Here is a 14,317-nt window from a genome sequence, read left to right on the forward strand (position 1 = left end):
GTGTCGGACGACGGCCCTCCCCTGCGCATCATTCACTGTTTTCGCTCGCCGGTGGGCGGCGTTTTCCGCCATGTGCGTGATCTTATCGAAGAACATGTCAGGCAGGGCCACAAGGTTGGCATCGTCTGCGACAGTTCCACCGGCGGCGCGCATGAGGAGAGGCTTTTCGCGCAGATTGCGCCGATGCTGGAGCTCGGCCTGACGCGCCTGCCCATCCGGCGCTCCATTACCCCGGGCGACCTGCTGGCGCTTTGGAAATCCTACAAACACATCAAAAGTTTGCGGCCGGACATTCTGCACGGGCACAGCGCCAAGGGTGGCGCTTTGGCCCGGCTGATCGGCTCATTGCTGCGGGCGAACAGGTATCGCGTAGCCCGCCTCTATTCACCGCACGGCGGAAGCCTGCATTATGCCCGCAACACCCTGAAAGGACAGCTCTTCCTGCGGCTGGAGCGGTTTCAGGAACGGTTCACCGATGCGCTCTGTTTCGTCTGCAAGTTCGAGCAGGCGGCCTATGAAGCCAAGGTTGGCAAACCGCGCACCCGTACCGCGATGATCTATAACGGCGTACAGGAAAACGAGTTCGAACCCGTCCCCGCGCAAGAGGGCGCGGCGCATTTCCTCTATATCGGCATGCTTCGCGACCTTAAGGGGCCTGACCTCTTCATCAAGGCCTTCGCGGAAATGGAGCGCGGCATCGGCCGGCCGATGTCCGGTGTCATCGTCGGCGATGGGCCGGACAGGGACAAATACGCGGCGATGATCGACAAGGCCGGTCTTTCCCGGCGCATTTCAATGCATGCCGCCATGCCCGCCAGACAGGCCTTCGCCCTGGCCATGACGGTGGTGGTCCCCTCGCGCGCGGAGGCCATGCCCTATATTGTGCTGGAGGCACTTGCGGCGGGGAAAACGGTCATCGCCTCCCATGTCGGCGGGATTCCCGAAGTCTTGGGAGAAGAAAGCGACGCGCTCGTCCCGCCCGGCGACGTCGAGGCGCTGGCGAGGGCCATGGCCAGGGATGCCGAAGATGCCGGTTGGTCGAAACGGATCATGCCCCACCCCGACAGCTTCAGGGCGAAGTTTTCGACGCCGGTCATGGCGGATGACATGATGAAGCTCTATCGCGATCTGCTGTTGCTCTAAAATCATTTCAAAAACACGATTTTTGATTGTATATTCCGTCATCCTCAAGAAACCCATCATAAACGTTTCTTAGCATGTTTCGGCTAGTTTCCAGATCGTGGAGCGCCGTGCGTCCGTCCGGATGCATCAGGCCCGCTCCACCACTTTGAAGTTGCGTATCGTCCGGTCGGAAATCGATGCCGATTTTCGCGCCGATGCGCTGGAGGGTGCGGACCAGGCAATGACCAAGGCTGACAAGGATAGACTGCAATTCGATCTGGCGTCGTTGCGCAAACAGATTTCCGAGCAAGAGGCCAACGGGCCTTCGACATCGGAAGCCGTCGTTCTCAACCCCCTCGCACGGCAGATTGCCAACCAGCTTCGCGGCGGCAATCACTCCCCGAACATGGTGATAGGCCAGTTGCGGCTTCTGGAATTCACCATGCTCGTGGTGATCGCCGCCATCATCAACGGCGTCGCCGCCGATCGGGATATTGAGACCTTCTTGGCGGTTTTTGGCGGCGGCGTACTGGGGGCCGCGCTTTGCGTCTTTCTTCTTCAGGCCGGCGACTGTTATCAGTTGCCGACGCTACGCACGCCACTGTCGATGTTCGCTCGCATTCAGGGCGCGGTCTGCCTGTCTTTCGTTGGCACAGCCTGTTTCCTTCTGCTCTTTTTTCCCGACGCGCTGCATTCCTGGCAAGCCTTCGGCATCTGGTATGCAATCGCCGCGATCGCCATTTTCACCGGACGACTGATCCTTGGCTTCGCCATCCGCCACTGGGGCCGCAATGGCGTCATGGAACGCCGGGCGGTCATCGTCGGCGGTGGTGATGCTGCCAAGGATCTCATTCGCTCGCTCGAGCAGCAATCCGACAACGACATCCGCATCTGCGGCATCTTCGATGACCGGCAAAGCGCGCGCTCTCCCGACGTCGTCGCGGGTTATCCCAAGCTCGGCACTTTCGCCGAACTGGTGGAATTCGCCCGCCTGACCAAACTGGATATGCTGATCATTGCCCTGCCGTTAAGCGCCGAGGCACGCATTCTCCAGCTTTTGCGCAAGCTTTGGGTGCTCCCGGTCGATATCCGCATTGCGGCGCATGCCAACAAGCTGCGCTTTCGCCCGCGTGCCTATTCCCACGTCGGCAAGGTGCCGATGCTTGACGTTTTCGACAAACCGATCCGGGACTGGGATTCCGTCGCGAAGCGGCTGTTCGACATCACCTTCAGCCTCATCGGCATCGCCCTTCTGTGGCCGGTCATGGTGGGCGCGGCAATCGCCGTCAAAACGACGTCCAAGGGGCCTATCCTCTTCAAGCAGAAGCGCCATGGCTTCAACAATGAAACCATCAACGTCTGGAAGTTCCGGTCCATGTATACGGAACTCAGCGATCCGACCGCAAAAAAGGCCGTCACCAAGAACGATCCGCGCGTAACGCCCGTTGGCCGCTTTCTGCGCAAGTCCTCGATGGACGAGCTGCCGCAGCTTTTCAACGTTCTTCATGGCGACCTGTCGCTGGTCGGTCCCCGTCCGCACGCGGTTCATGCCCAGACCGGCGACCTGAAATATACCGAAGTGGTGGAGCATTATTTCGCAAGACACAAGGTCAAGCCCGGCGTAACCGGCTGGGCCCAGATCAATGGCTGGCGCGGAGAAATCGACCATGGCGACAAGATCAAGTTCCGCACCGAATATGATCTCTATTACATCGAGAACTGGTCGCTGTTTCTCGATCTCAAGATCCTGTTCCTGACGCCGATCCGGCTGCTCAAATCGGAAAACGCCTATTGACCCACACCGGTTACCAGCATGCCCCGGATTTCGATGCGCCTTTAGCCGCTATGCGGCTCATCGGTTCGTTCTTCATTGCCTTCGGCGTGTTTCTTTCCGGCTTCGTTATCTCCGAGCCAGCGCCCTATGAGCTGATGATGGTCGGGCAAGTGGCCCTGTGGTTTCTGCTTGGCCTGCGACTTTCACGCACCGTCATCCTGCTGCTGTGCCTGTTGCTCGCCTTCAATATCGGCGGATATCTCTCGCTCACCACCATGGCCGACCTGGATGAGGGTCCGCTCTATCTCGCTGTTTCGACATTTCTGGCGCTGACTTCGGTGTTTTACGCGGCAATCATCGAGGACCGATACCAGCGGCTGCTTTTGATTTTCCGGGCGTGGCTGGCGGCGGCGGTGATCACCTCCCTGCTCGGCATCATCGGCTATTTTCATGCCATTCCGGGCTTCGAAGTCTTCACCCTTTACGATCGCGCCAAGGGCGCCTTTCAGGATCCGAACGTCTTCGGTCCTTTTCTGGTGACACCATCGCTTTATCTCATCTACGGCCTGCTGACCGGCAAGACGATGCACGCACCCTGGCGAATCCTCGGCCTGCTGATCCTGTCGCTTGGCGTGTTCCTGTCGTTTTCGCGTGCGGCCTGGGGGCTGTTTCTGTTTGCCACCGTACTGCTCGTCTTCGTCATGATGCTGAAGGAACGTACGGCGGCGTTTCGCCTGAAAATCCTCGTGCTGTTTCTCATCGCCGCCGGACTGATGGTGGCGGCTGTCCTCATCGCGCTGCAGTTCAAACAGGTGGCCGATTTGTTCTCCAGCCGCGCCTCGGCCGTGCAATCTTATGATGGCGGCCATCTGGGACGGTTCGCCCGCCATTATCTCGGTTTCCTGCTGGCGATGGAACATCCGCTCGGTATCGGCCCGATGGTGTTCGACAATATCTTTCCCGCAGCCGAGCACAATATCTGGCTGAAAAGCCTGACGACACATGGCTGGTTCGGCTTCGTCATCTATCTCGTCCTGATCTGCTGGACCATCGCCGCCGGTTTCAGACATCTCTTGCGCCCGCGCCCGTGGCAGGCCTTCCTGATCATTTCGTGGGTGGCTTTCGTCGGGCATGTGATGATCGGTGCTGTCATCGATACCGACCACTGGCGACACTTCTTCCTGCTGCTCGGCATATTGTGGGGTTGCATGGCACTGGAAAAACGCGAAGGCCTGCGCCGGCGCGCGGTTGGCGCATAAACAGCTAACCTAACGGAACCTTCCACGATTTCATGCGTTTAGCCCCCGATTCTGATTGTCAAACGGGGAGACATCTTATGACGCAGACCAATAATCTCTATCTCATCATCGGCGCGCTGATTGTCGTCATCGCAGGCCTTGGCATTTACGTCTGGCATGAAGAAAGCAAGCCCAAGGGGATCGAGATGAATATCGGCCCGAATGGTGTTTCCGTTCAGGAAAACTGAGCCGCAAGCGTCGCGCAAAGTCCGACCATTAAACCGGGTGCGTTCCAGCCAAAAAAAGGCCGGAACGCACCCGGTCTTCTTATGAAAGAGGACAAATGGCAGGAATCGCAGATTCACGCCGCGCCGGCCCGGTACGGATGATGCGTATCTGGTCCGATCATGGACATCCCGCGCAATGGTCTCCTCCATCGACCTTTCCACACGTCTCACCGCCACCAAACTGGCACTCAAGGCCATCAGGGAACAGGAAGGCAACTCCGCTGCGACTTCCACATCATCACGGACGACGCTCCTCAATTCCTATGGCATCGACACCACCACCTCCACCTCTTCCAGCAATACGCGGCTGACGCAGCTTCTGGCGCAATATGCGCAGACCTCGGGCAATGAAGCGGAGAGCGGTGATACGGACAAGACGGCCGCTTCCGGGGACATCACCCAGGCGGATTTCATGAAGGATCTGAAAGTGACGCTCGAAGAACTGTCCGGGGATCCCGCCAAGGCGGCGCAGGCCAAGGCGATGCTGGAAGCATTGGCTGCCGGCACGCTGACGGTGTCCGACCCGGCGGACGGCGTAAAGATCAAAGCGTGGGATGTGACAGACGACCCCAAGACCGCCTCGAAACCCGCCACAGCGATCGCAACGGCGGGCTGGAGCGACTTCCTGAAGGATCATCTGAAACGCGATGGAGCGGCCTATGCAAAGGGCGCCAACGGGGCTTATATCGATGGCATTTCCGGCGACAACGCGTTTTTTGGCAGTGTCGGCAGCCGTTATTATTATCTCACCTGGCCGCAGGCTAAGGACGGCACACTCACCGTTTGACAGCAACGGCTGACGCAGAAGCGCTGCGACATCGATGATGCCGCAGCGTTGCTTTTATCCGTTTCAGGCAACCGGTGTAGCAGGCTGATGGCTCCCGCCCGAAAGTGCTTTCTGTAGTTCGGCTTCCTGCTCCGGCGAGAGCGATGTTTTGATAACCCTGCCGCGCAGCCCTTCCAGTTCCGCCAGAACCTTTTCCGGCTGCACCTTTCGGATCAATACGAAAAGAGCCGACGACCCGTTTGGAATGGTCTCGCCCAGGGATTTGATGAAATCGTCATCGATGCCGTAATCCGTCAGCGAGCCCGCAAGCGCGCCCGTTCCCGCGCCAATGGCACCGCCGATCGCAAATCCCGCCAGCGGGTTGAGGAACAGCAGGCCGACGAGTCCGCCCCACAGGCCACCGGACAGAAATCCGGAACTTGCACCGATCGCTGTCAGGTTGACGCTCTGCTTGAGATGAACCTTGCCATTTTCATCGCGAACCACGACAACGGCATCTTCCAGATCGACCAGATACTCCTTCTTCAGGCTCGCAAGCTTCAGAAGGACCCGGTCGGCCTCTTCCGTTCCGTCAAAACCGACAACGACAAGTTCGGACATTGTTTGTCTCCCTGAGTTTCAATTCCGCTGCGAATGAACGTTAAAGATCGCGGCAGGTTCCGGCCATGATGAAAAGATGATGTGTCAGGTGTTTGACAGCCACGCAGCCGGCAAAACGCGGTGCTCCATTGATCCCATTCCCGCAGTCCACATCCTTTGTTCGTTTTTTTTAGAAAAGGCCATTTTCCGCTTGCGCCCTAACAGGCTTCTATATAAACGGCTTTCAGGTTCGGAGCGTAGCGCAGCCCGGTAGCGCACTTGACTGGGGGTCAAGGGGTCGTGGGTTCGAATCCCGCCGCTCCGACCATTAAATCAGATAGATAGCCAGTTCCCCCAGAGCTGGCTATATTTGTTTTAGCGCTCCAGTAGCGAGCGTTTTGCGCAAGTTTCAAACATCCCGTTCGGGTGTGCATTTATTCAAGCCTTGAAAACGAAGTGTGCTGAGATGGCAAAAAAACCGAAAATAGAACACTCGGAATTTTCAGGCGAGTTTGAAGACGAGGGTATCACTGTCCTTGTTGACATCTACCGGCCCGAGGGCACCCAGCAAGACTGGACCCTGGAAGTTATCAGCGAGCACGACGATGTCACCACCTGGGACGAACCTTTCGCAACCGATAAAGACGCATGGGAAGAATTCCTGGCTAGTTGCGAAAAAGACGGGATTCGCAGCTTTCTGGATAGCGAGGATCCTTCGGTCCATTAACCCAACGGGCGACGCCGCGCTTGGGTTGGGTTAAAGCTCCTGTAGGACCCCAGGCCCACCGGCCCATTTTGCCTAGGTGCTCACCGGCAAATTCTACAAAAAAAGCGGGCGCAATATGCCGTCGTCCTCCGTCAAACGACGATGTGCATTGCCGTGTTGACTCTCTGCTAAAATTAGAACATTTAGTGAACAAAAGAGAGGTCACCCACCATGTCCGACGCTAAAAAGATCACCCCCATACGGCCTGACGACATAGCGGGATACGTCATCCAGTGTCATGACGGTGATGCAAGGGCGGCCGTCGAGGCGCTACTCGGCGAAATCGAGCATTTGCAGGAGCAGCTGTCCCTTGCTGTCGCCATCATGGGAAAAGGATATACGCGCGGGTGGACGCCGGACATGGATCGCGATTAGAAATCGCCTTATCCACAGTTGGTCTCCGATACCCATGACGCGGTCAAGTCGCACAGATTCCACGCTCCGATAAAAGCTTCCCCTGCCGACAGAGAGCCGAAGCGCGGGTCGACAATTCACAGAAGCATTACAGCCAATGGCGCTTCAGAAACGGGGCGTTATCAGTTGCTTCCCGACCGGTCGAAGCCTTGCTCAATATTCATTGGAAGCGATGGCAAAGTCGTCAGTGATCGGCATATCCTCCACATTTTCCCAGGTCCGGTCCATGGCATAGGTTTGCGAGAGATAGGGAATGCCGATGTGGCCATAGCGAACCGAGAGCTGACTTTCTGCTTCCTTTTCTCCAAGACGCGCGACGCGACTGAGATAAAGCGCGGTCGCGAGGCCCGTCCTGTCCGCACCCGCCTTGCAATGAATGAGAATCGGTTTCGGCGCGTCGCGCATGATCGCGACCAGCTCGTTTACCTGGCTCATGTTGAGCTCCTGGCTCGCGGACATGCCAAAATCAATATGATTCAATCCGAGTTTGCGCGAGGTCTCGACCTCATCCCGGTACCACGCCTGGGATTCATTTGACCCGCGCAGATTGATCACAGTCCTTATTCCGTGATCCTTGGTGTAGCGAACAAGTTGCTCGCTGCTCGGCTGGTTGGAGCGATAAAGCTGCCCGGCCATCACCTCGTGGAAGTTGCCGAGGAGTTGAATGGCATAGAGATATCCGCCTGCCGCAAGCACGACGAGGCCCATGCCCCCAAAGGAGCACTTCCAGAATCTTCGCATAATAAAACGGTTCCCTGATTGGACAGGGGAACCGATACAGGTGGATTCTGACAGTAGGCTGAAAGTTATGCGACAGTATTATAAGAGTAGAAAAATTGCTTTCGATCAACGCACGAAAACGTAAACCGCATAGATGGCGATAAGTGCCGCCGCCGCCGCGGCCGTGATGGCGCCGAGGCGTTTTTCGATGAAATGGCGGACCGATTCACCGTATCTTTGCAGCAAACCGGCAAGGATGAAAAAGCGCGCGCCGCGCGTGACGACCGCCGACAGAATGAACAGGCCAAGGCTGATATTGGCCGCGCCCGACAGAATGGTAACCACCTTGATTGGCGGCAGGTGCGCAAGGCCCGATGTCACCAGCAGAAGAACGATGGTTTCATAATCCACCGAGTTCTTCAGATGCTCGAAGCTGTCGAGCTTGCCGTAAAATTCAAGAATCGGCCGGGCAATGCTCTCAAATGCATAATGACCGAGGAACCAGCCCGCTATGCCGCCCAGAACCGAGGCGACCGTGGCCACGAGCGCGTAAAACATCGCTTTTTTCGGCTTCGCCAATACCATGGGCAAAAAAAGCACGTCGGCAGGAACAACGAAAACGGAGCTTTCCACGAAAGCCACGATTGCCAGCCACCACACGGCGGTTTTGCGCGCGGCGAGCGCCATCGTCCAGGCATAGATGTTTTTCAGCATTTTCATATCCCCGGGGAAGAATGGTCAGGAGGCAGACGGAGGCAAGACACAGGCGGAATTTCACCCGGTCAATCAACGGCAGGCGGCGGGTCCGGAAACCCGTCACGAAGCAGGATTAGAGACAACTCAAGAGAATGGCAAATGTTGGAAGATTTATTTTTGCATCGCGGAAAATGAAAAAGTCCCACGATTCCAATCCATACCGGAGACTGGTTGCTGCGATGCAAAATTTCATCTCTAGGTAGATGAACTCGCCTTTTTGCTGTAGAATAAGAGGTGGCGGGAAGAGGAGGAAGTTATCATGGACTATGTCAACTTCGTTACATCAATCAATCCGGTCATACTTGTCATTCTGCTGGTGGTTCTTCTTGCAGGTGCCTATAGCAACTGGGTTTCGCATTAGATCTTTCGGACGGCATGACCAAATGTGAAGAGGCCCGTTTCCATCTGTGATAGGCATCGGGCCGGAGGAATGGTATCAATCCCGGAGTTGAACAACTTCCGGGAAGCGGCATGTCGAACGAATTCGCATTCACTGATACGTCTGAAAAGCTCAGCACCACGCTTGAAAAGCTGATAGGAAAACTACAGGGCCAGACGATCACATTGCGCGAATTGATGGAAGCGATCGGTGAACAGGGCCTGCTGCTCATCTGTGCCATAGCCTCCCTGCCCTTTCTGATCCCGGTTTCCATTCCCGGAGTCAGCACCGTTTTCGGCGCCGCAATCATTCTCGTCAGTCTCGCAATCACGCTGAATCGCCTGCCATGGCTGCCGGCGAAAATTCTCGACCGGCAGATGGAAACGGCAAAGCTGGTCCCGGCGCTGCAAAAGGGTGTGGCGATCGTATCGAAGCTGGACCGCTTTATACGTCCACGCATTCCGGCGCTGACGACGGGCGTCATCGCCAACAGGATAAATGGCCTCGCCCTGATGACGGCGGGCGTGCTTCTGATGATGCCGCTCGGCTTCATTCCCTTTTCCAACACCCTGCCGGGCATTGCGATCCTGCTTTTCTCAGCGGGCATGATCCAGCGGGACGGCGTCACGGTGCTGGGCGGTTACCTCTTTCTGGGGCTGACGACGATTTATTTCGCTGCACTCGCCTATGCCGCCTTCTGGGCAGGCCAGGGCATCAGCAGCTCCATCGGGGCGTAGCAGGATTACTGTCGGTCACGGTCGCGGGGCTCCCGACGGTTCCGCCGCGATGCCCACCAGATCACCAGCCTTCGCCGTTGGCGACGAACAGCCGGCAGGTCGTGGGAAAGCACGACGAGGCCGACGGGAACCATCCAGAAACCCAGAATGGGCAAAAAGCCCAGCGTCCCGCCCACGACCAGCGCCGAACCCGTTGCGATCCTGCCGACGCGCGAACGTGGCATGGCAAGGCTCCATTTTCCGAGATTGAGACGACCCGTTCTGTGGTCGATTCCGAATTTCATTCCAATCCGCCCTTCAGCATCTGGCCTGTGGATAATTTTTTCAGCGTCGATAAGCCCGGAAAATCGGGACTCCGGAGGGATAAAACAAGAGGAATGCGTTTTTTTTGAAAAAAGCGCTTGGCAAATCGGAAAAGCATTTGTATTACCCCGCTCACACCGCGCCAAGCAGCGCACGTTCCCTGGTAGCTCAGCGGTAGAGCATTCGACTGTTAATCGACAGGTCGCCGGTTCGAATCCGGCCCGGGGAGCCATTTTTCTCAAAAGCGTGTCAGCCGAGCGAAGTGCAGCTGCAATTCGCCCGACGTGACCTGGAAGTTTTCGTGACTTCCTGCTGTGCGGCCGTCAAGCCATCAGCTTTTCTTGACCGCCCGTTTTGTTGCCTTCGTGGCGTTGGTCAATGCCGGTGGATCGCTAGCCGGAAAACTCTCCTCAAGGCTTTCGGTCAAATCGTCTTCCTTGTTCTTGTCCGTGGATTTCTGCTCTTTCTCCAGCGATTTTACCGCAGGAGATTTTGCCTTTGTCGAATTGGCTTTTTTCGTGGGCGACTTTTTTGCAGGCCCCTTCTCCGCTGACGCGGTGGTGGAAGCGGACTTCTTCACGCCATTTCCGCTTTTGGGTTTTGCCGGTTCCGCCTCCGCGGAGATTTCCCGTTCTGCCTCGATCCAGTGTCTTTCATGATGCCCGTCGGGTCTTCCTTCCCTCTCCCATATTGCGCGCGCTTTTTCACGGATTGCGGCTTCGCGGTCGTGGCTCATAACGGACCTCCCTCTTTGCGTTGCACCAGCTTCAATTGTGCCATTGAAAAAACAAAAAAAGCCAGAGTTAGTTCCGCATCGATCTGCGACGAATGAGCATTTTGGCGAGAAAGGGAACCGGCATCGGCTGCCGAGCGTTTGGCCTGCAGAAACCAGCAGGAGATCGCTTCATGAACACCCCGCAGAAGCCGAAAACCGAACCGCTTGATATTGAAGACGACGACGTTGCGCGTTTCGAGACAGACAGCGAGTTGAAAGACAAGGAAGGCGAGATTTATCCGGACGAGAGCATGAACCTGCGTGCACGCCGGCAGGCTGCAAGGCAGCACGAGGATGCTTTCATTGTCGCCACCGATCTGGAGGACGACGACCAGCGCGAGGCGGCGCCAGGCACGAGAGAACAGCCTTAAAAGGAAAAGGCGGGTCGAGGCCCGCCTTTATCAAGGGAATGCAGGGAATTTATCGCCGAACCGAAACGATGGCCTTGCGGTTGAAATTCGAGACCTGCACCCTGCCCGATTGGTTGCCGCCCAGGATTTGTGCGGTCTTGCCGCTCATGCTCTTTAGAATACCAGCATGATATCCCCGGCCGTTGCGGATGACGACGACATCACCGGGCTTTGCCTGGCCAACCGGGACGGCATAACCGAAGGAACTCCAGGATTTCGCAAATCCGTAGGATTTGGGTGATTGCCGGCCGGCCTTGCTGGCTACGGCATGCAGGAAAAGGCCGCACCACGGCGTACTTCTCGGATTTGCCCCAAGAATGTTCTTCAGGCTCTTGTTGTTCTTGGACTCATGCAGCCCGGTGTATTTCTCAGCCTGGTTCAGCATGCCAGCCGAGGCCGGTGCCACGACTGTAAAAGACAAGGCAACGGATAGAATTAACGCGGATACTCTCAAACGTCTCGCCCTTATGTTAGCGGGCGTTCGTGTATTGTGACAATTTAGCGACAATTTGACGAGAAATGGGCAGAAATCAGACGCCTATTCATGCGGGCTGATCTGTCATTGCTTCAGAACAGGCTGCCCTGCGCATCATCCGCACGGCTACGGCCGGCATTTTCAAGGTCCAGCATCCGCAATTTGGTAGTGGTTCCGCCCGGTGCGGAGAAGCCGCCAAGCCTGCCACCTGCGGCAAGGACCCGGTGACACGGAATGATCAGCGGCACCGGATTTTTCGCCATTGCCTGGCCGACGTCGCGTGCTCTCTCCATGCCAAGACCGAGTGTCTTCACGATGCCGCCATACGTCGTCGTGTTGCCCCAGCCGACCTGTCGCGCAACGGCATAGACGTCGAGAAAAAATCGTTCCTGCCCGGCGAGATCAAGGTCCACGGCCTTAAAATCGATTGCCTCACCGCCGAAATAACGGGTGATCATCGCAATCACCTCACGTGTCCGCGTCTCGGGAACGGCGATGGAGGCGGACGGCAGGCGCTTCTGAAGGAGCTTTTCCGTTTCGCCGGCGTCCGCTCCCGGCAATTGCAGACGCACGATACCTCGCCCCGCCCATGCGAGGCCGCAATGGCCAAGCGCCGTTGGAAAAACAATATAGCCGTAGTGGCTGCCCATCACCGTCACTCATTCGCCTTTTCGCCTGCACGATGCCATATCCCGCATTCGAAACAACCCGTTTCCTGCCGCACAACAAAAAAGGCCACCCGTTTTAGGCGGGTGGCCTTTCACACATCAGTTCCAAAATCAGCTCAGGATGCGATTTTTTCCGGCTCCTCAACGAGGCAGCGCGCCTGCCGGCTGGCGGCGACGAAGGCCGTGCGGGCTATCTCTCCCCCCACATCGCCCATGAGCGAGGCGCGGCACAGGCGAAGCGCCTGTTCGTGCGCCTTGTCTCCCCGCTCGGGCCACTCATGCTGGAGAAAATCGAAGGCTTCGTAAACGCCTGTGAAAATTCGAGGGGCACCGTTTTCAAGGGAGATGGTAACGGGCTTTTCCCACTTAACGTCATTCAGCAACATTGATTGCACTTCCATGCTCTATTAACCCGCGACAAACGCCGGCTCCTCCAGTTGGTTCCCTTCACCTGTGGTTTCAAGAGCGAAAAAATAACCCTCGAGAAACCATGTGCCCCATCTTTCCATTCTAGCCGATTTGCGGAACAAAGCGTTTCAACACTCGTTCAAACGGAAGTGAACCGGGCCCTCCCATGCAGACAAAAGCCTCTCCCGTCATCGTGTGGTTCCGCAAGGACCTGCGCCTTTCGGACAACCTCGCTTTGCTTGCGGCGGCCGACCATAAAGGTCCCGTCATCCCCGTCTATATCAGGGAAAAATGTTGCGGCGCGCTGGGGCGTGCGCAGGAATGGTGGCTTCACCACTCGCTCACTGCGCTTCATGCCGCGCTCAAGAAAACAGGCAGCCGCCTCGTGCTCGCCAGCGGCGACGCCGAGGAGGTTTTGCGCAGGCTGATCGCGGAAACCGGCGCAGACACCGTATTCTGGAACCGCCGCTATGATCCTGAAGGTATTTCGACCGACAAGGCCTTAAAACGCGCGCTCCGGGATGAAGGCCTGACGGTACGAAGCTTTTCCGGACATCTGCTGCATGAGCCATCGAAGCTGCAGACGAAATCCGGTGGTCCCTACCGGGTCTATACACCGTTCTGGCGCGCGCTGGAGGGCGGCGAAGAGCCCCACGCGCCTGCGGATGGGCCAGACAGACTCAACGCGCCCAGGAACTGGCCAAGATCGGAAACGCTCGACGAATGGCAGCTGCTGCCCAAAAGGCCTGACTGGGCAAGGGAGTTTAGCGATATCTGGACGCCTGGCGAAGACGGGGCCCGGGAGAAGCTCTCCGATTTCATTGACGGCGCACTTAAAGGTTATGAAGAGGGCCGCGACCTGCCGGCGAAGGACGCGACTTCCCGGCTTTCACCGCACCTCGCATTAGGAGAAATCTCACCCGCCACCGTCTGGCATGCGACGAAGGGACTTTCCCGCCACATCGCCTCAAACGATATCAGCCGTTTTCGCAAGGAAATCGTCTGGCGGGAATTCTGCTATCACCTCCTGTTTCATTTTCCCGAGCTGGACGAAAAGAACTGGAACGACAGTTTCGACGCCTTCAGCTGGCGGGACGATGACAAGTCCTTCACGGCCTGGACGCGCGGCATGACCGGCTATCCGATCGTGGATGCCGGGATGCGGCAACTATGGCGCCACGGCACGATGCATAACCGCGTCCGCATGATCGTGGCGTCCTTCCTCATCAAGCATCTGCTGATCGATTGGCGCAAGGGTGAGAAATGGTTCCGCGATACGCTCGTGGACGCCGATCCGGCCTCCAATGCCGCCAACTGGCAGTGGGTGGCGGGTTCGGGAGCGGATGCCTCGCCATTTTTCCGCATCTTCAACCCTATCCTGCAAGGCGAAAAATTCGATGGGGACGGCGATTATGTCCGCCGTTTCGTACCGGAGCTTGCAAGGCTAGAGCGCAAATATATTCACCAACCATTCGAGGCCCCGAAAGAGGTGCTGACCAAAGCGGGCATCACGCTCGGGGAAACCTACCCGAACCCCATTGTCGACCATGGCAGGGCGCGGGAGAGAGCACTTGCTGCCTATGCCAGAGTGAAGAAGAAGACATAAAACTGGGTATCGGCAAAATTTTGCGTGGCGAAGCCGAAGCCGGGAAGATAATTTCTTGCCTTGAAGCGGTTGTAACGGGACATAACGGCACCTAATTTCCGCTCAGACAAGAA

18 protein-coding genes and 2 tRNA genes are annotated in these 14,317 nt (G+C 57.1%); 12 read left to right on the forward strand and 8 right to left on the reverse strand.

What is annotated here, in order from left to right; translation table 11 throughout:
• The 5 genes from uppD to WA845_RS20225 all read left to right on the forward strand — a co-directional run bounded on the left by uppD (position 1) and on the right by WA845_RS20225 (position 5,208).
• Positions 1-1,143 carry a polysaccharide biosynthesis type 4 glycosyltransferase UppD gene (gene uppD, locus WA845_RS20205; RefSeq protein WP_162719202.1) on the forward strand — a complete coding sequence of 381 codons (1,143 nt, stop codon included), beginning with the start codon at positions 1-3 and terminating at the stop codon, positions 1,141-1,143.
• Positions 1,144-1,363: 220 nt separating this feature from the next.
• Positions 1,364-2,917: a polysaccharide biosynthesis glycosyltransferase UppE gene (gene uppE / locus WA845_RS20210; protein WP_112555140.1), complete on the forward strand. Its 1,554-nt coding sequence runs from the start codon at positions 1,364-1,366 to the stop codon at positions 2,915-2,917.
• Positions 2,914-4,155: a polysaccharide biosynthesis O-antigen ligase family protein UppF gene (gene uppF / locus WA845_RS20215; RefSeq protein WP_112554981.1), complete on the forward strand. Its 1,242-nt coding sequence runs from the start codon at positions 2,914-2,916 to the stop codon at positions 4,153-4,155. Before uppE ends, uppF begins: the two co-directional genes overlap by 4 nt.
• A gap of 77 nt (positions 4,156-4,232) precedes the next feature.
• Positions 4,233-4,382, forward strand: a complete 150-nt coding sequence (locus WA845_RS20220; RefSeq protein ID WP_003521552.1) for a hypothetical protein — start codon at positions 4,233-4,235, stop codon at positions 4,380-4,382.
• Between the two features lie 175 nt (positions 4,383-4,557).
• Complete coding sequence (locus WA845_RS20225) at positions 4,558-5,208, forward strand: hypothetical protein (protein ID WP_337322544.1); 651 nt, start codon at positions 4,558-4,560, stop codon at positions 5,206-5,208.
• A 63-nt stretch (positions 5,209-5,271) separates the two neighbouring features.
• Here the strand turns inward: WA845_RS20225 and WA845_RS20230 are convergent, their stop codons facing one another.
• A complete protein-coding gene (locus tag WA845_RS20230) occupies positions 5,272-5,808 on the reverse strand; it encodes a DUF1269 domain-containing protein (RefSeq protein WP_004441259.1) in 537 nt (178 codons plus the stop codon).
• A gap of 230 nt (positions 5,809-6,038) precedes the next feature.
• Here WA845_RS20230 and WA845_RS20235 point away from each other — a divergent pair.
• From WA845_RS20235 to WA845_RS20245, 3 genes are all read left to right on the forward strand, one after another.
• Positions 6,039-6,115: transfer RNA gene (locus WA845_RS20235), tRNA-Pro, on the forward strand.
• Between the two features lie 138 nt (positions 6,116-6,253).
• On the forward strand, positions 6,254-6,514 hold the full coding sequence (locus WA845_RS20240) for a hypothetical protein (RefSeq protein WP_112554985.1): 261 nt from the start codon (positions 6,254-6,256) through the stop codon (positions 6,512-6,514).
• Positions 6,515-6,724: 210 nt separating this feature from the next.
• Positions 6,725-6,928, forward strand: a complete 204-nt coding sequence (locus WA845_RS20245) for a hypothetical protein (RefSeq protein ID WP_044458772.1) — start codon at positions 6,725-6,727, stop codon at positions 6,926-6,928.
• Positions 6,929-7,120: 192 nt separating this feature from the next.
• Here the strand turns inward: WA845_RS20245 and WA845_RS20250 are convergent, their stop codons facing one another.
• Entirely contained in the window at positions 7,121-7,675 is a 555-nt protein-coding gene (locus WA845_RS20250) for a dual specificity protein phosphatase family protein (RefSeq protein WP_006697968.1), read from the reverse strand.
• Positions 7,676-7,813: 138 nt separating this feature from the next.
• Positions 7,814-8,401, reverse strand: a complete 588-nt coding sequence (locus tag WA845_RS20255; protein WP_004441250.1) for a YqaA family protein — start codon at positions 8,399-8,401, stop codon at positions 7,814-7,816.
• Between the two features lie 513 nt (positions 8,402-8,914).
• On the opposite strand from WA845_RS20255, the gene WA845_RS20260 reads away from it, so the two are divergent.
• Positions 8,915-9,559, forward strand: a complete 645-nt coding sequence (locus WA845_RS20260) for an exopolysaccharide biosynthesis protein (RefSeq protein ID WP_112554987.1) — start codon at positions 8,915-8,917, stop codon at positions 9,557-9,559.
• 5 nt (positions 9,560-9,564) lie between these two features.
• Here WA845_RS20260 and WA845_RS20265 read toward each other — a convergent pair whose 3' ends face one another.
• Positions 9,565-9,843: a hypothetical protein gene (locus WA845_RS20265; RefSeq protein WP_006697967.1), complete on the reverse strand. Its 279-nt coding sequence runs from the start codon at positions 9,841-9,843 to the stop codon at positions 9,565-9,567.
• A 176-nt stretch (positions 9,844-10,019) separates the two neighbouring features.
• Here WA845_RS20265 and WA845_RS20270 point away from each other — a divergent pair.
• Positions 10,020-10,094, forward strand: a tRNA-Asn gene (locus WA845_RS20270).
• 99 nt (positions 10,095-10,193) lie between these two features.
• Here the strand turns inward: WA845_RS20270 and WA845_RS20275 are convergent.
• Entirely contained in the window at positions 10,194-10,598 is a 405-nt protein-coding gene (locus tag WA845_RS20275) for a DUF2934 domain-containing protein (protein ID WP_004441244.1), read from the reverse strand.
• 170 nt (positions 10,599-10,768) lie between these two features.
• Between WA845_RS20275 and WA845_RS20280 the strand changes: the two genes are divergently transcribed.
• Complete coding sequence (locus WA845_RS20280; RefSeq protein ID WP_004441242.1) at positions 10,769-11,008, forward strand: hypothetical protein; 240 nt, start codon at positions 10,769-10,771, stop codon at positions 11,006-11,008.
• Positions 11,009-11,057: 49 nt separating this feature from the next.
• Here WA845_RS20280 and WA845_RS20285 read toward each other — a convergent pair whose 3' ends face one another.
• The 3 genes from WA845_RS20285 to WA845_RS20295 form a co-directional block, all read right to left on the reverse strand.
• Entirely contained in the window at positions 11,058-11,501 is a 444-nt protein-coding gene (locus WA845_RS20285; RefSeq protein WP_004441240.1) for a TIGR02594 family protein, read from the reverse strand.
• A gap of 113 nt (positions 11,502-11,614) precedes the next feature.
• Positions 11,615-12,172 (reverse strand): methylated-DNA--[protein]-cysteine S-methyltransferase, encoded by a 558-nt coding sequence (locus WA845_RS20290; RefSeq protein WP_004441238.1) that lies wholly within the window; start codon positions 12,170-12,172, stop codon positions 11,615-11,617.
• Between the two features lie 134 nt (positions 12,173-12,306).
• The gene (locus WA845_RS20295) at positions 12,307-12,576 is read right to left on the reverse strand and encodes a DUF982 domain-containing protein (protein ID WP_004441235.1); all 270 of its coding nucleotides are present in this window, start codon (positions 12,574-12,576) and stop codon (positions 12,307-12,309) included.
• Between the two features lie 188 nt (positions 12,577-12,764).
• Between WA845_RS20295 and WA845_RS20300 the strand changes: the two genes are divergently transcribed.
• Positions 12,765-14,204, forward strand: coding sequence for an FAD-binding domain-containing protein (locus WA845_RS20300; RefSeq protein ID WP_112555032.1), 1,440 nt, complete (start codon positions 12,765-12,767; stop codon positions 14,202-14,204).
• Positions 14,205-14,317 lie beyond the last annotated feature (113 nt).

The organism is Agrobacterium sp. CMT1 (assembly GCF_037203725.1).
Taxonomy (GTDB): Bacteria; Pseudomonadota; Alphaproteobacteria; order Rhizobiales; family Rhizobiaceae; genus Agrobacterium; species Agrobacterium pusense.